At 60.7% G+C, this 19,786-nt stretch carries 22 protein-coding genes and 4 tRNA genes; 18 read left to right on the forward strand and 8 right to left on the reverse strand.

The window, feature by feature from the left end; genetic code table 11:
* Window positions 1-142 precede the first annotated feature (142 nt).
* On the reverse strand, window positions 143-985 hold the full coding sequence (locus tag NAV27_RS07475; RefSeq protein WP_102828816.1) for a sulfurtransferase: 843 nt from the start codon (window positions 983-985) through the stop codon (window positions 143-145).
* Between the two features lie 144 nt (window positions 986-1,129).
* On the opposite strand from NAV27_RS07475, the gene rnd reads away from it, so the two are divergent.
* The 11 genes from rnd (at window position 1,130) to NAV27_RS07530 (ending at window position 9,839) form a co-directional block, all read left to right on the forward strand.
* Window positions 1,130-2,257, forward strand: a complete 1,128-nt coding sequence (gene rnd / locus NAV27_RS07480; protein WP_180981433.1) for a ribonuclease D — start codon at window positions 1,130-1,132, stop codon at window positions 2,255-2,257.
* Window positions 2,254-2,547 (forward strand): YcgL domain-containing protein, encoded by a 294-nt coding sequence (locus NAV27_RS07485; RefSeq protein ID WP_102828818.1) that lies wholly within the window; start codon window positions 2,254-2,256, stop codon window positions 2,545-2,547. Before rnd ends, NAV27_RS07485 begins: the two co-directional genes overlap by 4 nt.
* Window positions 2,548-2,636: 89 nt before the next feature.
* Window positions 2,637-3,032, forward strand: coding sequence for a hypothetical protein (locus NAV27_RS07490; RefSeq protein WP_008569907.1), 396 nt, complete (start codon window positions 2,637-2,639; stop codon window positions 3,030-3,032).
* 115 nt (window positions 3,033-3,147) lie between these two features.
* Window positions 3,148-3,597 (forward strand): YcgN family cysteine cluster protein, encoded by a 450-nt coding sequence (locus NAV27_RS07495; protein ID WP_054095138.1) that lies wholly within the window; start codon window positions 3,148-3,150, stop codon window positions 3,595-3,597.
* 56 nt (window positions 3,598-3,653) lie between these two features.
* Complete coding sequence (locus tag NAV27_RS07500; protein ID WP_102828819.1) at window positions 3,654-4,874, forward strand: hypothetical protein; 1,221 nt, start codon at window positions 3,654-3,656, stop codon at window positions 4,872-4,874.
* A gap of 201 nt (window positions 4,875-5,075) precedes the next feature.
* The gene (gene alaS / locus NAV27_RS07505; RefSeq protein ID WP_102828820.1) at window positions 5,076-7,700 is read left to right on the forward strand and encodes an alanine--tRNA ligase; all 2,625 of its coding nucleotides are present in this window, start codon (window positions 5,076-5,078) and stop codon (window positions 7,698-7,700) included.
* A gap of 52 nt (window positions 7,701-7,752) precedes the next feature.
* Window positions 7,753-8,991 carry an aspartate kinase gene (locus tag NAV27_RS07510; protein WP_054095135.1) on the forward strand — a complete coding sequence of 413 codons (1,239 nt, stop codon included), beginning with the start codon at window positions 7,753-7,755 and terminating at the stop codon, window positions 8,989-8,991.
* A 180-nt stretch (window positions 8,992-9,171) separates the two neighbouring features.
* Entirely contained in the window at window positions 9,172-9,357 is a 186-nt protein-coding gene (gene csrA, locus NAV27_RS07515) for a carbon storage regulator CsrA (RefSeq protein WP_003283978.1), read from the forward strand.
* A 62-nt stretch (window positions 9,358-9,419) separates the two neighbouring features.
* Window positions 9,420-9,510, forward strand: a tRNA-Ser gene (locus tag NAV27_RS07520).
* Between the two features lie 106 nt (window positions 9,511-9,616).
* A tRNA-Arg gene (locus NAV27_RS07525) sits at window positions 9,617-9,693 on the forward strand.
* Between the two features lie 69 nt (window positions 9,694-9,762).
* Window positions 9,763-9,839, forward strand: a tRNA-Arg gene (locus NAV27_RS07530).
* 50 nt (window positions 9,840-9,889) lie between these two features.
* Here the strand turns inward: NAV27_RS07530 and NAV27_RS07535 are convergent.
* Complete coding sequence (locus NAV27_RS07535) at window positions 9,890-10,384, reverse strand: DUF4124 domain-containing protein (protein ID WP_102828821.1); 495 nt, start codon at window positions 10,382-10,384, stop codon at window positions 9,890-9,892.
* 334 nt (window positions 10,385-10,718) lie between these two features.
* Here NAV27_RS07535 and mgtE point away from each other — a divergent pair, with 334 nt between their 5' ends.
* On the forward strand, window positions 10,719-12,161 hold the full coding sequence (mgtE, locus tag NAV27_RS07540) for a magnesium transporter (RefSeq protein WP_054095133.1): 1,443 nt from the start codon (window positions 10,719-10,721) through the stop codon (window positions 12,159-12,161).
* 100 nt (window positions 12,162-12,261) lie between these two features.
* On the opposite strand, the gene NAV27_RS07545 is transcribed toward mgtE, so the two are convergent.
* Both NAV27_RS07545 and NAV27_RS07550 read right to left on the reverse strand, forming a co-directional pair.
* Window positions 12,262-12,588: an Arc family DNA-binding protein gene (locus NAV27_RS07545; RefSeq protein ID WP_003287433.1), complete on the reverse strand. Its 327-nt coding sequence runs from the start codon at window positions 12,586-12,588 to the stop codon at window positions 12,262-12,264.
* A 226-nt stretch (window positions 12,589-12,814) separates the two neighbouring features.
* Window positions 12,815-13,000 (reverse strand): PA3371 family protein, encoded by a 186-nt coding sequence (locus tag NAV27_RS07550; protein WP_102828822.1) that lies wholly within the window; start codon window positions 12,998-13,000, stop codon window positions 12,815-12,817.
* Window positions 13,001-13,458: 458 nt separating this feature from the next.
* Between NAV27_RS07550 and NAV27_RS07555 the strand changes: the two genes are divergently transcribed.
* A tRNA-Arg gene (locus NAV27_RS07555) sits at window positions 13,459-13,535 on the forward strand.
* Window positions 13,536-13,627: 92 nt separating this feature from the next.
* Here NAV27_RS07555 and NAV27_RS07560 read toward each other — a convergent pair.
* From NAV27_RS07560 to flgA, 4 genes are all read right to left on the reverse strand, one after another.
* Complete coding sequence (locus NAV27_RS07560; protein ID WP_102828823.1) at window positions 13,628-14,377, reverse strand: flagellar brake protein; 750 nt, start codon at window positions 14,375-14,377, stop codon at window positions 13,628-13,630.
* A 66-nt stretch (window positions 14,378-14,443) separates the two neighbouring features.
* Window positions 14,444-14,914, reverse strand: a complete 471-nt coding sequence (locus tag NAV27_RS07565; RefSeq protein WP_102828824.1) for a flagellar protein FlgN — start codon at window positions 14,912-14,914, stop codon at window positions 14,444-14,446.
* Window positions 14,915-14,944: 30 nt separating this feature from the next.
* Window positions 14,945-15,274, reverse strand: coding sequence for a flagellar biosynthesis anti-sigma factor FlgM (gene flgM, locus NAV27_RS07570; RefSeq protein ID WP_102828825.1), 330 nt, complete (start codon window positions 15,272-15,274; stop codon window positions 14,945-14,947).
* Window positions 15,275-15,393: 119 nt separating this feature from the next.
* Window positions 15,394-16,158, reverse strand: coding sequence for a flagellar basal body P-ring formation chaperone FlgA (gene flgA, locus NAV27_RS07575; protein WP_102828826.1), 765 nt, complete (start codon window positions 16,156-16,158; stop codon window positions 15,394-15,396).
* A gap of 83 nt (window positions 16,159-16,241) precedes the next feature.
* On the opposite strand from flgA, the gene NAV27_RS07580 reads away from it, so the two are divergent.
* The 5 genes from NAV27_RS07580 to flgD all read left to right on the forward strand — a co-directional run bounded on the left by NAV27_RS07580 (window position 16,242) and on the right by flgD (window position 19,783).
* Window positions 16,242-17,174: a chemotaxis protein CheV gene (locus tag NAV27_RS07580; RefSeq protein ID WP_102828827.1), complete on the forward strand. Its 933-nt coding sequence runs from the start codon at window positions 16,242-16,244 to the stop codon at window positions 17,172-17,174.
* Between the two features lie 36 nt (window positions 17,175-17,210).
* Window positions 17,211-18,035 carry a protein-glutamate O-methyltransferase CheR gene (cheR, locus tag NAV27_RS07585; protein ID WP_008570752.1) on the forward strand — a complete coding sequence of 275 codons (825 nt, stop codon included), beginning with the start codon at window positions 17,211-17,213 and terminating at the stop codon, window positions 18,033-18,035.
* A gap of 192 nt (window positions 18,036-18,227) precedes the next feature.
* Window positions 18,228-18,632 (forward strand): flagellar basal body rod protein FlgB, encoded by a 405-nt coding sequence (gene flgB, locus NAV27_RS07590; RefSeq protein ID WP_008570750.1) that lies wholly within the window; start codon window positions 18,228-18,230, stop codon window positions 18,630-18,632.
* Window positions 18,633-18,643: 11 nt separating this feature from the next.
* Window positions 18,644-19,087, forward strand: a complete 444-nt coding sequence (gene flgC / locus NAV27_RS07595) for a flagellar basal body rod protein FlgC (RefSeq protein ID WP_008570749.1) — start codon at window positions 18,644-18,646, stop codon at window positions 19,085-19,087.
* Window positions 19,088-19,099: 12 nt separating this feature from the next.
* Window positions 19,100-19,783 carry a flagellar hook assembly protein FlgD gene (gene flgD, locus NAV27_RS07600; RefSeq protein WP_008570748.1) on the forward strand — a complete coding sequence of 228 codons (684 nt, stop codon included), beginning with the start codon at window positions 19,100-19,102 and terminating at the stop codon, window positions 19,781-19,783.
* The last annotated feature ends 3 nt before the right edge of the window (window positions 19,784-19,786 follow it).

The raw sequence follows: 19,786 nt of genomic DNA on the forward strand, positions 1-19,786 counted from the left end.
GGAACCTAGCAATCTTTTCTGACGAGCCGCAAATGAAACAGTGCAATTTTTCGTAAATCACACGACGATCGGTCGTGAAAAAACACGAGTTGAGGGCGAAAGCCGAATATTCCGAACCTGACTGGTCGGTCTGATAGCGCCGTCAGGCGAACGGTCGCGCGGGGTCGGTGATCCATTCGCTCCACGAGCCGGGATACAGTCGTCCCAGCGGGTAACCCGCCAAGCTCAAGGCGAACAGGTTGTGGCAGGCGGTCACGCCCGAGCCGCAGTAGGCGATCACCTCGCCGGTATGGCCTTGCAGCAGGGTTGCGAAGCGTTCGTGCAGCTGCGTCGGGCAGAGGAAGCGCCCGTCGGCCGCAAGGTTGTCGGTGAACGGCGCGCAGATTGCCCCCGGGATATGCCCGGCAACCGGGTCGATCGGCTCGACTTCGCCGCGAAAGCGCGGCAGCGCGCGAGCGTCCAGCAGCGGTTGGGCGAGCGTGTCGAGTTCGGCGAGCAGCTGCTGCGCCTCGATGATCAGACTGTTGTCGGGCGAACCGGAAAAGTTGCCGCTCCGTGCCGCGGCTGGCCGTGTGTCGAGTGGCAGGTTGACCGCGCTCCACGCCTTGAAACCGCCATCAAGCACGAACACATCTTCGCGCTTGCCGAGCCAGGCCAGCAGCCACCAGGCACGTGCGGCAAACGCGCCGGGGCCGTCGTCGTACAGCACGATCTGGCTGTCGTTATCGATTCCCCAGCTGCGCAGGCGAGTGACGAGTTCCGCGGCGTCTGGCAGCGGATGACGGCCGGTCGCACCCTTGATCACCGGGCCGGACAGGTCCTGCTCCAGATCGGCGAACTGCGCCCCCGGAATATGGCTCAGCGCATGGCTGCGTCGGCCGTACGCCGGGTCCTCCAGCGCGAAACGGCAGTCGAGAATGCGCAGTTGCGGCTGCTGCAGGCGTTCGGCCAGTTGCTGCGCGCTGATGAGTTGGGCAAGAGACATGGGCGGGCTCCGGTCGGCGATGAGTGCTGCACACTAGCAGGCCAGGCGCGCACGATGAATGCCCCCGGCGCGCGACGGCCGCGATATATACTGCGCGCCTCGTTCGGCCGCGCGCCGGTCGTCAGCCGAATCAAGGAGGGCCGTGTGGCCATCGAAACTCAATGGGTCCTGGATGATGCGCATCTGGCCCGCCTCTGCGCCGAGTGGCGGCAACTGCCCTTCGTGGCGCTCGATACCGAGTTCATGCGCGTCGATACCTTCTACCCGATTGCCGGTCTGGTGCAGATAGGCGATGGGCGATGCGCCTATCTGATCGATCCGCTGACCGTAAAGGACTGGCAGCCGTTCGCCGCGCTGTTGCAGGACACTGCCGTGGTCAAGGTGTTGCACGCCTGCGGTGAGGACCTCGAGGTGCTGTCGCGTCTGACCGGGCAACTACCGGCGCCGCTGTTCGATACGCAGCTGGCGGGCGGCTACCTCAATCTCGGCTTTTCCATGGGCTATTCGCGCCTGGTGCATGCGGTGCTGGGGCTCGATCTGCCGAAGGATGAAACCCGCTCCGACTGGCTGCAGCGCCCGTTGAGCGAGATGCAGATGCGCTACGCGGCGGAGGATGTGCAACATCTGGCCGAACTGTATGCCGCGCTGCTACCGCGCCTCAGCGAAGACAAGCAGCGCTGGGTGGTGGAGGATGGTGCCGAGCTGGTCGCCAACCTGCAGCGTGAAACCGATCCGGACGAAGCGTATCGCGAGGTCAAGCAGGCCTGGCGATTGCGACCGCAGCAACTCGCCGTGCTCCGTGTGCTGACGGCCTGGCGCGAGCGGCAGGCGCGGGCGCGCAATCAGCCGCGCAACCGCATCCTTCGCGAGGCGAGCCTGTGGCCGCTGGCGCGCACGCAGCCGAAAGACCTGGTGACACTGGCGCGTATCGAAGACATGCATCCGCGCACGGTGCGCCAGGATGGCGAGACGCTGCTCGAACTGATTCGTCAGGCCGCCGCGCTGTCGGCGCAGGAATGGCCTGCCGCGTTGCCCGAGCCGCTACCGTTGGAAGCTGCGTCCGTCCTGAAGAAGCTGCGTGCCGTCGGCCAGCGTACGGCGAAGGAATTGGATATCGCGCCGGAGATCATGCTGCGCAAGAAGATTCTCGAGGCGCTGCTCAAGAGCGGCTATCCCGACGGTCCCTACAGTCTCCCCGAGTCGCTGCGCGGTTGGCGCCGCGAGCGCATGGGGCAGGCATTGCTCGACGTACTGGAAAAATCGCCATCATGAAACGCATCTGCTCCATCTATAAAAGTCTGCGCAAGAACGGGATGTACCTGTATGTCGACAAGCGCGACGCGCTCGCGCGCGTGCCCGAGGGGCTGCTAGCCGCATTCGGCGCGCCGCAGCTCGCATTCGAGCTGGTACTGACGCCGGAGCGCCAGCTGGCGCGCGAGGATATCGGCAAGGTGCTGGCCAATCTCGAGACGCAGGGTTATCACCTGCAGATGCCGCCCGCGGAAGATGATTACATCGAGCACTTGCCCGAAGAGCTGCTGCGCATGAACGACCCGCTGTGACAACGTTACGCAGTCGGACTTGATCGGAGTCGGGTTGCGTGCGGTTTTCAGGCCTATGCTAAAAGTCCCCTGAACAAAGGAGACGGTTCATGAACATCCAATCGTGGTTACTCGGTTCCCTGTTCGCCGGCCTGGCGCTGACGGCCCAGGCGCAAGACGCACCGGCCGCGGCCGACAATTCTGCGGCCTGGCAGCAGCACTGGCAGCAGATGCAGGAGTATCGGCAGGCCTGGCAAGCGGCGAAGACCCCGCAGGAACGGCAGAAACTGCAGGCTGAACACTGGCAGAGCATGCAATCCGGCATGGGCATGATGGGTGGCTGCCCGATGGCTGGCGGCCCCGGCATGGGCATGAAGGGCGGCAAAGGCATGATGGGCGGGGGCATGATGGGTGCGCCGACCAAGGAGATGCTTGATCTGCGTATTCAGCACATGGAGCAGATGCTCGAGCAGATGCGCAGCCATCGTCAGATGCTCGACCAGTAACGACCCCGCGCGCGTTCGGGCCGCGCCCTGCGGCCCGAGTCGCACGCCATCCGGTCGCGCTTGGCCCGCCACGGGCCAATGGCTAGACTCACAGTTTTCTGGAGCCTCAGTCGTAATGGCCGCCAAAGTCGAACCCTTCTGGAAGCGCAAAACTCTCGCCGAACTCGACGCCGAGGAGTGGGAGTCACTGTGCGACGGCTGCGGTCTGTGCTGCCTGCAGAAGCTCGAAGACGAAGAAGACGGCAGCGTCTATTACACGCGTATCGCCTGCAAGCTGCTGGATCTGGATAGCTGTCGCTGCAGCGATTACCCCAATCGCCGTGCCAGCGTGCCGGACTGCATCCAGCTCAATGCCCGGGATGCCGCGCAATTCAAATGGCTGCCGCCGACCTGCGCCTACCGTCTGGTCGCCGAGGGAAAGGATCTGCCGCTCTGGCACCACCTCGTCTGTGGCGATCGCAACGCGGTGCACGTCGAACGTATATCGCAAGCCGGCCGGATGCTCGCTGAAGGCAGCGTTGCCGAAGAGGATTGGGAGGATCACCTGATCTTTCGCGCCGGATGAGTCCGGCGCTTGTCCGATGTCTACCCGCCACCCCTAGTCCCGGAGTCATAGCCCTGATGCGCGTTCATGTGCTTTCCCTGCTTGCCGTTCTGCTGCTCGGCGCGACACCGGCGTGGGCCGGACAGCGGGTCGATCTCGATTACCTCGTGCGCTTTTTCCCCGAGCAGGACCAGGCCGAAGTGCAACTGACGCTGGAAAAAGGCGAGGTAATACGCAGCCTGGATTTGAACCTCGGCGACGAGGGTTACTACAGCGACTTCCAGGCGGATGGCGAATGGCTGCAGCAGTCGCCTGAGCGGGGTATCTGGCGGCCGGCGAAGGGCAAGGCTCGGCTGACCTACCGCGTGCGCATCAGCCATCCTCGCGACAACGGTCGTTTCGATGCGCGGATGACGGCGGACTGGGCGCTGTTTCGTGGCGATGATCTGGTGCCGGCAGCGCGGCTCGATGAGTTGGAGGGGACGAAACTGGTTTCGCGCCTTAGCTTCGAGCTGCCCGAGGGGTGGAAGAGCGTCGAAACCGGTTGGCCGCGTATCGGCAAGAACCGCTTCCGTATCGACAACTCCGAGCGGATCTTTGATCGCCCCACCGGCTGGATGCTTGCCGGCAAGCTGGGCAGCCGTCGCGCGCGGCTAGGCGAAACCGATGTGACGGTTGCCGCGCCGGTGGGCGAGGGCGTGCGGCGCATGGATATCCTCACGCTGCTGACCTTTGTCTGGCCGGAGCTGCAGAACGTATTTCCGCGCGATCCGGACAAGCTGCTGATCGTCGGCGCCGGCGATCCGATGTGGCGTGGCGGGCTCTCCGCGCCGAATTCGCTTTATCTGCACGCCGATCGCCCTCTGGTCAGTGAGAATGGCACCAGCTCGCTGGTTCACGAGCTGGTACATGTCTTCAGCCGCATCAGCGACACCGATCGCAGCGACTGGATCAGCGAAGGTCTGGCCGAGTACTACGCCATCGAACTGATGCGTCGTGCCGGCGGCATGAGCGAGGGGCGCTATCAGGCGGTGCGCGAGCACCTGACGGATTGGAGTCGCGGAATCACCAGTCTGCGTACTGAGCAAGCCACCGGGCCGGTTACCGCGCGGGCGGTGTTGCTGCTGCAGGAGCTGGATCGGGAAATTCGCCAGCGCAGCAAGGGGCGGCATTCGCTGGACGATGTCAGCCGCGGGCTGATGCGTCTGGACAAGGTCAGCACCGATGACTTCATCGATATCACCGCGGCGCTGCTCGGCGGTGCCTCCAAGGTGCTTGCCACGCCGCTGTTGCGATGAGGTCGGCGCAGCGCAAAACGTGCGTTGCGCCTGCGGTCAAATGGGTTGATTCAATCGCATTTATCCCCTATACCCGGTGCGCCGTGCCGATATAATGCGGCCCTTTGCCGATATCCGTTTGGATGGTTGCATAACGGCACCGCGGTGCTGACGCACCGTGCCGTTTTGCGGCGTTCGGCGGCAGTCCTCTGGAAGAAATCTATGAAAAGCGCAGAAATCCGTGAAGCCTTCCTGAGCTTCTTCGAAGAGAAGGGGCACACCCGTGTGGCCTCCAGTTCGTTGATTCCGGCGAACGACCCGACGCTGCTGTTCACCAACGCCGGCATGAACCAGTTCAAGGACTGCTTCCTCGGCCTGGAGAAGCGCGCCTATACCCGCGCCACTACTAGCCAGAAGTGCGTGCGTGCCGGCGGCAAGCACAACGACCTGGAAAACGTCGGCTACACCGCGCGTCACCACACCTTCTTCGAGATGCTCGGCAACTTCAGCTTCGGCGATTATTTCAAGCGCGACGCTATTACCTATGCCTGGGAATTCCTCACCTCCGAGAAGTGGCTGAACCTGCCCAAGGAAAAGCTCTGGGTGACCGTCTACGCCACCGACGACGAGGCCTACGACATCTGGACCAAGGACGTCGGCATTCCCGCCGAGCGCATGGTACGCATCGGCGACAACAAGGGCGCGCCCTACGCTTCGGACAATTTCTGGGCGATGGGCGATACCGGCCCGTGCGGCCCGTGCACCGAGATCTTCTTCGACCACGGCGAGCATATCTGGGGCGGCCCGCCCGGCTCCCCGGAAGAGGACGGTGACCGCTACATCGAAATCTGGAACAACGTGTTCATGCAGTTCAACCGTACCGCGGACGGCGTCCTGCACCCGCTGCCGGCGCCGAGCGTGGATACCGGCATGGGGTTGGAGCGCATCAGTGCCGTGCTGCAGCACGTGAACTCCAACTACGAAATCGACCTGTTCCAGAGTCTGCTCAACGCGGCAGCTGAGGCCATCGGGTGCGCCAACGAAGGCCAGGCCTCGCTCAAAGTGGTCGCTGACCACATCCGCTCCTGCGGCTTTCTGATCGCTGACGGGGTGACCCCGTCCAACGAAGGGCGCGGCTACGTGCTGCGGCGCATCATTCGCCGCGCCTGCCGTCACGGTAACAAGCTGGGTGCCAGAGGTAGCTTCTTCTATCGCATCGTTGCGGCGCTGGTTGCCGAAATGGGCGAGGCTTTCCCTGAACTGAAACAGCAGCAGGCGCATATCGAACGCGTGCTGAAGAACGAGGAAGAACAGTTCGCCAAGACTCTCGAGCAGGGCCTGAAGATTCTCGAGCAGGACCTGGCTGAACTGTCGGGCAGCATCATTCCTGGCGATGTGGTGTTCAAGTTGTACGATACCTACGGCTTCCCGGTGGACCTGACCGCGGATATCGCTCGTGAGCGGGAGCTTACCCTCGATGAGGAAGGTTTCGAGCGCGAAATGCAGACTCAGCGCGAGCGCGCCCGTTCGGCCAGTGCCTTCGGCATGGACTACAACAGCCTGGTCAAGGTCGAGGGCGAGACACGCTTCACGGGCTACCAGGGTACGGTCGGTCAGGGCACGGTGTTGGCGTTGTTCAAGGAAGGCATGGCGGTGGATAGCCTGAGCGCCGGCGAGGAGGGCGTGGTGGTTCTGGACCAGACGCCGTTCTATGCCGAATCGGGCGGTCAGGTCGGTGACTGCGGCTATCTCGCGGCCGAAGGTCTGCGCTTCGATGTGCGCGACACCAGCAAGGTGGGTGGGGCGTTTCTGCACCACGGCATACTCGATAGCGGCAACCTGCGCGTCGGCGCCAGCGTCGATGCGACTGTTGACGCCTCGGTGCGCCAGGCCACCGCGCTCAATCATTCGGCCACTCACCTGCTGCATGCCGCACTGCGCGAGACGCTCGGTGAGCATGTGAGCCAGAAGGGCTCGCTGGTCGATAGCCAGCGGCTGCGTTTCGATTTCAGCCATTTCGAGGCAATCAAGCCCGCACAACTCAAGGCCCTGGAAGACAAGGTCAACGCCGAGATCCGTCGCAACACCGCGGTTGATGTCGAGGAAACCGACATCGACACCGCCAAGGCGAAGGGTGCGATGGCGCTGTTCGGCGAGAAGTATGGCGACACCGTGCGAGTGCTGAGCATGGGTGGCGGTTTCTCGGTGGAGCTGTGCGGCGGCACCCATGTGTCGCGTACAGGCGACATCGGCCTTTTCAAGATCGTCAGCGAAGGCGGCGTAGCTGCCGGGGTACGGCGCATCGAGGCGGTGACTGGAGCCCAGGCGCTGGCATATCTGAACGATGCCGAGGAGCAGTTGAAGGAAGCGGCGAGCCTGGTCAAGGGCAGTCGGGAAAACCTGCTCGACAAGCTGGCCGGTGTGCTCGAGCGCAACCGTCAGCTGGAAAAGGAGCTGGAGCAGCTCAAGGCCAAAGCGGCCAGTGCTGCTGGCGATGACCTTGCCGGTTCGGCAATCGAACTGCAGGGGGTGCGAGTGCTGGCGGCGCGCCTGGATGGGCTGGATGGCAAGGCTCTGCTCGCACTGGTCGATCAGCTCAAGAACAAGCTCGGCAGTGCGGTGATCCTGCTCGGCGGCGTGCAGGATGACAAAGTGGTGCTGGTGGCGGGCGTGACCCAGGATCTTACGGCTCGATTCAAAGCGGGCGACCTGATGAAGCAGGCCGCGGCAGCAGTGGGCGGCAAGGGCGGCGGGCGTCCGGATATGGCTCAGGGCGGCGGTAGCGAGCCTGGGCGGCTGGACGATGCCCTCGGTCTTGCGCGCTCTTTCGTCGAGCAGGGGCTCTGAGGCGAGCTGGACGGTTTAACGACTGCCCTCGAAGGGCTTAGGCGGTAATGAAATGGCTTTGATCGTACAGAAATTTGGCGGCACTTCGGTCGGTTCCGTTGAGCGCATCGAGCAGGTGGCCGAGAAGATCAAGAAGTTCCGCGACGGCGGAGACGATATCGTCGTCGTGGTATCGGCCATGAGCGGTGAAACCAATCGGCTTATCGATCTGGCCAAACAGATCAGCGATCAGCCGGTAGCGCGCGAGCTGGATGTGATGGTCTCCACCGGCGAGCAAGTGACGATTGCCTTGCTGGCTATGGCGTTGATCAAGCGCGGTGTGCCGGCGGTTTCGTTCACCGGCAACCAAGTGCGCATTCTGACCGACAGCGCGCACACCAAGGCGCGCATCCTGCAGATTGATTCGCAGCGCATCCAGCGCGAGCTTAAGGCGGGGCGTGTGGTGGTGGTGGCCGGCTTCCAGGGTGTGGACGGAAAAGGCAATATCACCACGCTCGGTCGCGGCGGTTCGGATACGACGGGCGTGGCACTGGCCGCCGCGCTCAAGGCCGATGAGTGCCAGATTTACACGGACGTCGACGGCGTCTATACCACCGATCCACGGGTCGTCGCCAAGGCCCGGCGCCTGGACAAGATCACCTTCGAGGAAATGCTCGAAATGGCCAGTCTGGGCTCGAAAGTGCTGCAGATCCGCGCCGTCGAGTTCGCCGGTAAGTACAGCGTGCCTCTGCGCGTGCTGCATAGCTTTCAGGAGGGTCCCGGGACCCTCATCACCCTTGATGAAGAGGAATCCATGGAACAGCCGATCATCTCAGGCATCGCCTTCAATCGCGACGAAGCCAAGCTGACCATCCGTGGGGTGCCGGACACGCCCGGCGTGGCCTTCAAGATTCTCGGTCCGATCAGTGCTGCCAATGTCGAGGTCGACATGATCGTGCAGAACGTGGCGCACGATAACACCACGGACTTCACCTTCACCGTGCATCGCAACGACTACAACAGCGCATTGCAGATTCTGCAGACCATTGCGAACGAGATGGGCGCTCGGGAGGTTATCGGTGATACCGATATCGCCAAGGTGTCGATTGTCGGGGTAGGCATGCGCTCGCATGCTGGCGTTGCGAGTCGCATGTTCGAGGCGCTGGCGAAGGAGAACATCAATATCCAGATGATCTCGACTTCCGAAATCAAGGTTTCGGTGGTCATCGAGGAAAAGTATCTCGAGCTCGCCGTGCGCGCGCTGCATACTGCATTCGAACTGGATGCCCCGGCTGCGAAAACGGCCGAGTGAAGCACAGAAGGCGCGTCTAGTACGCGCCTTCTGTCGTATTGGCTGTGGCGCGAGGAACTTTACCGCCTCGCCAGAAGGTCAATAGCTGGTGCAAGCTTTACGCTAAGCGTGTCGCGGCGCATTATCCGCCTTTTATTTTGCAGACTGCTTACTGACTGAATCCGTTTTAAGGAGAAAGGAATGCTGATTCTGACTCGCCGGGTCGGAGAGACCCTGATGGTGGGTGACGATGTGACTGTCACTGTTTTGGGTGTGAAGGGGAACCAGGTACGCATCGGTGTGAATGCACCCAAGGAGGTTGCAGTGCATCGCGAAGAGATTTATCAGCGCATTCAGAAAGAGAAGGATCAAGAACCAAGCCACTAATTTTTATGTAATTTCTGGCTTTGCAAACGGGGTAAAGATGGTTATGATGCGCCCCGTGTTGCGGAGAGGTGGCCGAGTGGCCGAAGGCGCTCCCCTGCTAAGGGAGTACACCTCAAAAGGGTGTCGGGGGTTCGAATCCCCCCTTCTCCGCCATTTTGCGTTCTAGGGTTTTAGTTTTCGGGTACCTGCTTTCAGTCGAAAGCGCCAGGGTAAAATGCTTGACCGACATGCTCAACTCCCTATAATGCGCACGCTCAGCGCACTCATAGCTCAGCTGGATAGAGTACTCGGCTACGAACCGAGCGGTCGGAGGTTCGAATCCTCCTGAGTGCGCCATTATGTAAGAAGCTTTGATTTTATCGAAGATTCTGCAGCCAGAGGCGAGCTGGCTTATCAAGCGCTTACGCACTCATAGCTCAGCTGGATAGAGTACTCGGCTACGAACCGAGCGGTCGGAGGTTCGAATCCTCCTGAGTGCGCCATACCAAGAAGGGCCTGCAGTAATGCAGGCCCTTTTTCGTTTCTGAGCGAATCATCGTTTGCCGGTAACGCAGCCTTTCTCATCGAAGGTTACGGTGCGCGCTCGGCCTTCGCTTTTCTCGTAGCGATAGCGAGTGCGGCCATTGGTGCTGACGACGCTACTGGGGCGTCCAAGGGCGCTTTCCACGTCGGAACGAGTCATCCCGCTAAGTATCCGTTGTTTGATGATCGCCTCGCGGCGCTCTCCGCCGCTGATGCGGTTGCCGCAGCCATCGTGCCGTTCGGCGACGATGGTGAGCTGGTCGCTCGACGGCGTCGTCTTGCGCGTACTGCGCGGATTGGTCGTAGCCATCTTGACCGCCTTGCCGCTACCGGGCGAGGGATTGTAGGCCTGCTGCTTCTGTATGTCGCTGCCGCCTGGACAGCCTTGCTGGGCGTAGGTGATTCGCCCTGCCTCGTCCGTGCAGCGAAATACCGTTGCTGCGGCCGGTGCCTGGCTGGTCAGTATGGCGAAGGCGAATAAGGTGGCGGAAAGGGGGTAGTGCATGTTCGTCCTCCATGACGAAGAAAGGGCATAAGCCTAGGCGTAAAATTCTTCTTGTGCAGCTGTGCCTTGCTGTGGCGTGAAGGCGTCGACAGATGAGCTCGCCTCGTATTAGGGGTGTTCGGGCGGCTGCACAGCTGGCGCAAGCAGTTGTATTCGCGTTCGTTTGAACAGCCTTGCCGATAGAGCGGTGGTATCATCGCGGCGTTCGCCTTCGGGCTTGTGGAATCGAACCATCCCATGGACTTACCCAGTAGTCGCTCAAGAATCCCGCTTGCCAATCACATGACTGATTGATCCTCTTGGCGTGCCCCTCGCGCTGGGGGTGGAGTGCGCCATGACAGAAGTAGAAGCAAAAAAAACGCAAGAAACGCTGCAGGATCGCCTGGCGCAGGTGATCGAACTATTGCATCGGCACCGCCTGGTCGAGGATCTCACTCATCGTCAGGAGGGTGAGCATCAGGAGCTGGTGGAGAGCCTGGTGCATCGGCAGAACCTGGCGGAATTGCAGCGCAAGCTCGATGCGCTGCATCCGGCGGACGTTGCGCATATTCTCGAAGCGCTTCCTCTCGATGACCGTCTTACCGTTTGGCAGCTGGTAAAAGCGGAACGCGACGGCGACATTCTTCTCGAAGTTTCCGACGCGGTGCGCGAAACGCTGATCGCCGACATGGACGATCACGAGCTGCTCGCGGCGGCCAAGGAGATGGATGCCGACGAGCTGGCCGACCTCGCGCCGGAGCTTCCGCGAGACGTCGTTCACGAGCTGATGGAAACGCTCGATGCGCAGCAGCGAGAGCGGGTTCGCTCGGCTCTGTCCTATGAGGAAGATCAGGTCGGTGCGCTGATGGACTTCGAGATGGTGACCATCCGCGAGGATGTCAGCCTAGAGGTCGTGCTGCGCTACCTGCGTCGCCTCAAAGAGTTGCCTGGTCATACCGACAAGCTGTTCGTGGTCGATTACGACGGCGTGCTCAAAGGCGTGTTGCCGATCAAGCGGCTGCTGGTCAATGACCCGGAAAAGCAGGTGGCCGAGGTCATGGCCAGCGATCCCGTCACCTTTCATCCTGACGAAGACGCCTACGAGGCGGCGCAAGCCTTTGAGCGCTATGACCTGGTTTCCACGCCCGTTGTCGACAAGGGCGGAAAGCTGATCGGGCGCCTCACAATCGATGAGATGGTCGACCTGATTCGCGAAGAGAGCGAGAGCGAAGTGCTCAGCATGGCTGGTCTGCGCGAAGAGGAGGACATATTCGCGTCAGTGTGGAAATCGGTTCGCAACCGTTGGGCCTGGCTCGCCGTGAATCTTGTTACCGCGTTTATTGCTTCACGAGTGATTGGTCTGTTCGACGGTTCGATCGAGAAATTGGTGGCGCTTGCAGCGCTGATGCCGATTGTTGCTGGGATCGGTGGCAACTCGGGTAACCAGACGATCACTATGATCGTGCGCGCGATGGCGCTCGATCAGGTTGGTACCGGCAATACGGCCCGCTTGTTGCGCAAGGAGCTGGGAGTGGGGCTGGCCAACGGCGTGGTTTGGGGCGGGGTGATTGGGCTTGTGGCCTACTGGTTATACGGCAGCTGGTCGCTGGGCGTGGTGATGACGGCCGCAATGACCTTGAATCTCCTGCTGGCTGCGTTGATGGGGGTACTTATTCCGATGACGCTTGCCCGTTTGGGGCGCGATCCGGCAATGGGGGCCAGCGTGATGATCACGGCCATGACCGACAGCGGTGGTTTTTTCATCTTTCTAGGTTTGGCGACAGTTTTCCTTCTCTAGCCCTGGGGTTTAACAATAAAAAATCCGATGCTCTGTGGAGCATCGGATTTTTTATTGGCACTCATTGAAACTGACAAGGCCAGCTTGTGGCTGCTGGCGCTCAGGCTTCTTCTTTAGCCAGCTCCGCGTCCTGAGCGATCAGAGCAATCAGTGCATTCTGTTGGCGATGCGTGAGCTGGCGGAAGCGCTGTAGCAGCTCACGCTCGTGCATCGACAGTTCGGGGCTGTCCAGACGCATGCTCAGATCATCATCTAATGCGCCTTCCTGCAGGAGGCTCTGCTCCAGGCGCGCAATGATCTCAGAGTTCATGCTGCGGTGGTGGTTGCGCGCGACGTCGGCAATGCGCTCACGCATGCCGTCGGGCAGTCGAACCACGAATTTGTCAGCCGTTCGGCTGGAATAAACTGCCTGCTTCATAGGGCGCATAATAAACCGGTTAGTCAGGTTGGCGTGGTGGCTTATTGCCGTGAAAGGTCATTGGTCTGACAACCGCCGTCCCGCGCTGTTCCGTTTGCGTAGAAAAACTTTTGGGACGGGTTGGTGGCGCCAATTGTACGGCGGTTATGCGAGGCGGGTAAAGGCATTTTGCTATTAGTGTGCGCTGATTGTGATCGGCCGCACCCCAGACCATCCAAGCCGGACGCAGATAATGTCAACGCAGTACGGGATCGAACTTTATGCGTCGCCCAATCAACATGGCACATATAAACGCCAGGCCGCAAATAACTAGTCCTGCCTGCGCGGCGATGTACCAGCCTTTTGCAACTTGTGGCTCGATGATCAGAAATGCGCCGAAGATCGCCCCAATAACTAGACAGAAGATGGCGAAGTTGGACATTGCAGCTCCCTCTAGGTTTAGTCGGTCGCTAAATCGGATCAGAAGACCCATCGCTGTGGTTGACTGAGGCTCGTTGGGCCGGTTCCGCTCATATTTAGAGCGCGTGCGGCAGGTGCTTCGAGGCCCGGCATGCCTGGCTGCGCTGCATTTGCTGTTCTGAAATCGGTGCCGTGTTCCGTCGGCGGGTGTGTCATGGCTGCATTGACTGCGAGTGTCGTGCCGAGCAGGCAAATCATTTTCCACATGATGCGTATCCTTCGCTGATGGGGTATTCCCAAAAGGAAGCACGCGTCATGCCAATGATTTGTTAAAGAAAATCATTTTAAAATCAACAAGATAGCGTAAGCTTGGGAATGTATGGCATTGCATAATGCATGATTCTAAAAATCGAAATTGCATTTTGCATGGGCGACCTGGCATGACAAAAATGGCTCGGCTCGCTAACATGCCGCGCGCACGTCCCAGTAGCTCAATTGGATAGAGCATCCCCCTCCTAAGGGGAAGGTTGTGAGTTCGAGCCTCGCCTGGGACGCCAGCCTTCAAGTAGCGCTGCTTCGCTACTCTCCGGCCTTGAGCGAGACTCTCCTGCCGAATTGCTTCTGGTATCCTGCTGGGCGGGATATCGGCTCAGTCGAGCCCATCTTCCGACTGATTACGGCGTGCTTCGCGCTGCAGTTGATAGACAAAACGCTCAACATTTCGCTGGGTAAGGCCGTTGATGCGGTAGAAGCTCAATCCGCAGAAGGTCAGGTCGAGTTTTTCGTCGTATGCAACGTGGCGAAGTTCCGCGGCAGACTGCACCGTGCCGCTCGGGAGGCGTACGGAGAGCTGTTCGTATACCTGGCCGGTCTGCAGCCGGCTTTGCACATCGCCTTTGAAACTCACCTTGCAGCCGGTGGCAGATATGTCGAGAAGCTTGCCTTCCAGGCTGTTGCGTAGCCTGTTGCCGCCCAACGTGGTGGCAATAGGCGCGCCTTGCAGCGGCGCGCGATAGGCGTTGCGGCGCTGGTGATAGGTCAGCTCTGTGGGGATCGGAACCCAATAGCAGCGTGCGCCGTCCATCTCGCTCGGATGGATCGGCTGGGAATTGCTCCAGGCAATTCTCACGCCTTCGTCGAACGCCTCCAGATGAAAGGCTTCGCCTTGAAGCAGTAGGCGCTCGCCGTCATTGGGGATCAGTTCATCCAGTGCAAGCCAGCCTTTCTCGCGGTCCAGTTCGATCAGAAAGCTCTGGTAGCGCTGGTTGCGCTCGTCGAAGCGAATCATCACCGGGCTGCGGTTATCGAGCAGCGGTTTGAGGCTCGCATGGATTTCCAGGGGCGAGGTCAGCAGCTTGGGTGGTTGTGGGCCAGCTTCTTCAATGAAAGGATTTGCCACGTTCCAGGTCTCTCAGCGCAGCTGCGTCGCGAACGGTCATGCCCGCGCGTCCGTGTGTGGGGGGGGTCAGGCCTGGCTGAGAGGCCTTTGTTGAGTGGTCTTGGCCGTGCCGCCCCGGTTGTCGTACAGGTCCGGCGTCGCGTTACTGCCTTGCAGAATCTCCAGCATGCTGCCGACGGCTGCGCGATTGGCGCGAATCAGTCGGCCGTTACGCTCGTTGGCTGCGCGGCAGGCATTCAAGGCGGTCTCGAGTGAATCGGCCTGCTCAAGAATGCGGGGGCCTAGTGGGGTCTTCGCGGCGAGTTGTTGCAGGCCGGCACGATCCGAGCTCAGCCCTTGTTCGCTCAGCCACTGGCTGCGCAGGCCGCCATGCTGGCCGAGTAGTGCAAGCAGTGGTTGCGTCTGCGAGAGGATGCCTTCCAGTTTCGCCAGATCGCGATCACTCAGCGCCTGAAATTCCTGCTCGGCGAGCTCAAGTAATTGCTGGGCGATGTCGATATCGCCATTCAGTTGCTGGAGCAGGGCTTCGTCTTGCATGTCTGGCTCGGAAAGGGGCGCTGAGTCGCCTTAGCGCTGGGTTTCAAACGCCAGCAGCTTGGAGGCGACGCGCTGACTGTCGACCTGATAGCTGCCGTCGGCGATGGCTTGCCGCAGTTTGGCCACGCGCTCTTGATCTACGGACGGCTGTTCATTGAGCTTGTCCATGGCCTGCTGCAGGCGCTGGGCTTCGGGGCTCAGTTGTACGGATTCGCCAGCCGGAGCCGTAATATTGCTGCTGACTGGTGCGGTATCGCCGCTCGCCGGCTGCGCCGTGGGGCGCTCGTTGCCTTGAACGCTGCCGCTACGCGTAGCGGTCGACCCGAGAGCGCTGTTGGGCCGGTTGAAGTCGATGACCATGATGCAAACCTCGAAGGAATCAGGACGCTTGCCCGGTTTTCGGCAACGTCCGGAAGAACTTTAGCTTTTTTATCCACCATCGTCATGGCTGTGTCTCGCACATGCAGCGGGAGGCTCCGCTACATAGCCACCTCAACCTGCCCGGGGCCGGCGACCCGAGCTTTGACGATTCGTCCCGAGCGCAGGTTTTTTACACGGATCTGCGTGCCGGGTGCACCGTCGGACATCGCTTCACCGGGCATGCGGACGTTGATGCCTCCGCTGCGCGCGGTGATGACTACCTGATCGCCCTTACGTACCACCTCGGCGAGCTGCAGAAGGGTAGGCGCGAGCGCCTGATCGAGTTGAACCGGCCGCGTCAGCTTGTTGCCCAATACCTGGTCGAGCGACGTCAGATAGCCTTGGGTGAGCAAGGACACATCCCGTTCAGCCAGGTAGACGTCGGCGGCACTGAGGGTGCTGTCGCGCTTGAGTGGGCGTGCGGCGATGATGACATCCCGAAACAGGCGAACCTGGCCAGGAACGAACAGTGACCACGGCGAGCTGCCTTCGCAACTGACGCGAACCGTGACGCGACCGATCGGTTGCGCGGGGCTCTCGAGCTTGAAGGTGAGTGGCTTGTCGCAACTGGCCAGGCGCAGGCGAGGGTCCAGGCGATTCACTTCGATTTCGTGACGGCCGGCGATGTCGCTACGTCGCAGATAGTCCGTTGTCGCCTGCTCAAGAAACTTTCGAGTCTCGTCGATAAGCTGGTCGGGATGTGACAGAGTCGGCATCTGCTCCGCCAGAGCAGAGGCACTGAGCAGGGCCAGGCACGCAAAGATGGCGAAGCGGCTGCGCGTCGTTTTGGCGGCGTGTCGAAATAATGTCGGTTGAGCATTCATGGCTCGATCCGAAGCAAGGGGCGTGCCCATCGAGCCCGTTTTGGCTTTAGGCAGCGCTGCTGCTAACGCATGAGGATGACGGCATGGTCGGAGTATTGGATTCGGTTAACCAGAGAACCCAGTTGGTGGGGCAGAACCGTCTGGAGCTGCTGTTGTTCCGCCTCGACGGCGCGCAGCTGTACGGCATCAACGTGTTCAAGGTGAAAGAAGTACTGCAGTGCCCGCGCCTGACCGTCATGCCGCGCTCGACCGCTGTCGTCCGCGGTGTCGCCAATATCCGCGGCAATACGTTGCCGATCCTCGATCTGGCATTGGCCATCGGCAAGCCCGCGCTCGACGATCTGCAGAGCTGCTTTACCATCATCACCGAGTACAACAATCGGACCCTTGGTTTCCTGGTGCGATCAGTCGAGCGCATCGTGAACATGAACTGGGAGGAAATCCTCCCGCCGCCCAAGGGTGCCGGACGCGATCATTACCTCACGGCAGTGACGCATTTCGACGGGCAGATGGTCGAAATCATCGACGTGGAAAAGGTTCTGGCCGAAGCCGCGCCGGTTTCGGAAACGGTTTCGGCCGCTGTCATCGATGCTGATGTGCAGGCCCGTGCCGGGTCGTTTCGCGTGCTGATCGTCGACGACTCCTCCGTCGCGCGTAAGCAGATCATCCGCTGTCTGCAGAATCTGGGCGTAGAGGTGGTGGCGCTCAATGACGGGCGTCAGGCGCTGAACTATCTGAAGGCAATGGCCGATGAGGGGCGACGTCCGGCCGATGAGTTCATGATGATGATTTCCGATATTGAAATGCCGGAAATGGATGGCTATACCCTGACTACTGAGGTGCGTCACGACCCGCGTATGCAGGACATGCATATCCTTTTGCATACCTCGCTATCGGGGGTGTTCAACCAGAACATGGTCAAGCGGGTTGGCGCGGACGATTTTCTTGCCAAATTCCAGCCGGACGATCTGGCCACCCGCGTGGCGGAGCGGATAAAACGTGCGGACGGAAACTGAGGCCATGACCTCTCATTACCAGGGCGGGAGCAATTAGTGTCAGGCGATCAGGATTTCGAGCAGTTCCGGGTATTTCTTGAAAAGACGTGCGGCATCCTGCTGGGCAGCAACAAGCAGTATCTGGTCTCCAGTCGACTGAACAAGCTGATGGAGCAACAGCACATCACCTCGCTTGGCGAGCTGGTCAGGAAGATTCAGAGCATGCCGCGCTCGGGCCTGCGCGAGCAGGTCGTCGATGCCATGACGACCAACGAAACCCTGTGGTTTCGCGACACCTATCCCTTTGAGGTTCTCAAGAACCGGGTGCTGCCCGAGCTGCTCAAGAGTGGCGCGGGCCAGCGGCTGCGGATCTGGTCGGCTGCCTGCTCCTCGGGGCAGGAGCCTTATTCGCTGTCGATGAGTATCGATGAGTTCGAGCGGGCCAGCCCGAGCCAGCCGCGATTGGGGGTACAGATCGTCGCCACCGAATTGTCTGGAACCATGCTCGCGGCCAGCAAGGCGGCTGAGTATGACGGCCTGGCCATCGCCCGCGGCTTGTCCAGCGAGCGTCTGCAGCGCTACTTCGATGTTGCCGCGCCGGGGCGTTGGGCGGTCAAACCGCCTATTCGCGCACGCGTCGAGTTCCGGACGCAGAACCTGCTCGACAGCTATGCCGCGCTGGGCAAGTTCGACATCGTGTTCTGCCGTAACGTACTGATCTACTTCTCCGCCGACGTGAAGAAAGACATCCTTCGCCGTATTCATGCGACGCTCAAGCCCGGCGGTTACCTGTTCCTCGGCGCTTCCGAGGCGCTCAACGGCTTGCCTGAGCTGTATCAGATGGTTCAGTGCAGCCCGGGCATCATTTATCAGGCGCGATAGCCTTTGTCGGCGGCAGAAAACCGTCATGCATCATGACGGTACGCGGCAACGCAGCGGTAAAGCCTTGCCGCTTTTGACGCCTAAACTGGCGTCGTTCGAAATAAAACCTTATAAATCAATCGGTTGAATAGATGGCATGGGCTTTGCTCAAGTTTGCGCCAGCAGACTTGTATCCGGCAGAGGCCCAGATCCATGAGCATCAGTTTCGACAAAGCACTCGGCATTCACGAGAAGGCGCTTGGTTTTCGTGCACAGCGTGCCGAGGTGCTGGCCAACAACATCGCCAACGCCGATACGCCCAACTACAAGGCGCGTGATCTGGACTTCGGCGCCGTTTTGGCGGCGCAGGCCGCACGCGGTGAGGGCAGCTTCGCCACGCGTACCACCGACGCCCGGCACATCGCCGCCGAAGGACTGGAGATCGCCGATCCCTCGTTGCGCTTTCGCACACCGGCGCATGCCTCGCTCGATCAGAACACCGTCGATCTGCAGATAGAGCAATCCAACTACGCGCAGAACGCCGTCGATTTTCAGGCGAGCTTCACCCTGCTCAACAGTAAGTTCCGCGGGCTGATGAGCGCCCTGCGTGGCGAATAAGGAGTCCAGCCATGTCCCTGAGTAATGTCTTCAACATCGCTGGTAGCGGCATGAGTGCGCAAAGCACGCGCCTCAACACCATCTCCAGCAATATCGCCAACGCCGAGACGGTGTCGTCCAGCGTCGATGAGACCTACCGGGCTCGTCACCCAGTGTTCGCCACCATGCTGCAGCAGGCCAGCGGCGCGCCGAACGAGTCATTGTTCGCCGATCAGGACCAGGCCGGCGTCGGTGTGCAGGTGCTTGGTGTGGTCGAGGACCAGAGCGAGCTGCAGGCCCGTTATGAGCCCAATCACCCGGCGGCCGACGACAAGGGCTACGTCTACTACCCGAACGTCAACGTGGTAGAGGAGATGGCCGACATGATTTCCGCCAGCCGCGCGTTCCAGACCAATGCCGAGCTGATGAACACGGCCAAGACCATGTTGCAGAAAGTGCTGACACTGGGTCAGTAAGGGAGCCTTTTGATGAGCACAACAAGCGGCGTTGGCGGTACCGGCTCGATACTGGATCAGTACCAGTTCGGCAAGGACCGTGAGGTCAAGGGCGAAGAGCTCGGCAAGAACGAGTTCCTCGAACTGCTGGTCGCGCAGATGAACAACCAGAATCCGCTGGAACCGCAGGAGAACGGCGAGTTCATCGGCCAGCTGGCGCAGTTCAGCACCGTCGAGGGCGTCGAAAAACTGAATTCCAGCATGGAGACCATCCTCTCCGGCTACCAGTCGTCGCAAGCGTTGCAGGCATCGTCGCTGGTAGGGCGCAAGGTCATCGTGCCGACCGACAAGGCGGTGGTCGACACCAGCGAAACCTTCAAAGCCAGTCTGGTGCTGCCAACGTCGAGCAGCAACGTGTTCGTCAACATCTACGACAGCACCGGCGCTTCGGTCAGTCGCGTCAACCTCGGGCAGCAGCAGGCCGGCAACGTCTCCTTCATGTGGGACGGCAAGGATGCCAGCGGCAAAACCTTGCCGCCCGGCACCTACAAGTTCGAGGCGCAGGCTACCTACGACGGCGAAACGAAGGGGCTGTACACCCTGCTTCCGGCCAATGTGGACAGCGTCACGCTCGGGCAGAACGGCGGGGAGCTGATGCTCAACCTGGCCGGTATCGGCAGCATCGGGCTTTCCCAGGTCCAGGTCATCGGACAATAACCG

This window comes from Stutzerimonas degradans, from assembly GCF_024448505.1.
In the GTDB taxonomy this organism is placed as follows: Bacteria; Pseudomonadota; Gammaproteobacteria; order Pseudomonadales; family Pseudomonadaceae; genus Stutzerimonas; species Stutzerimonas degradans.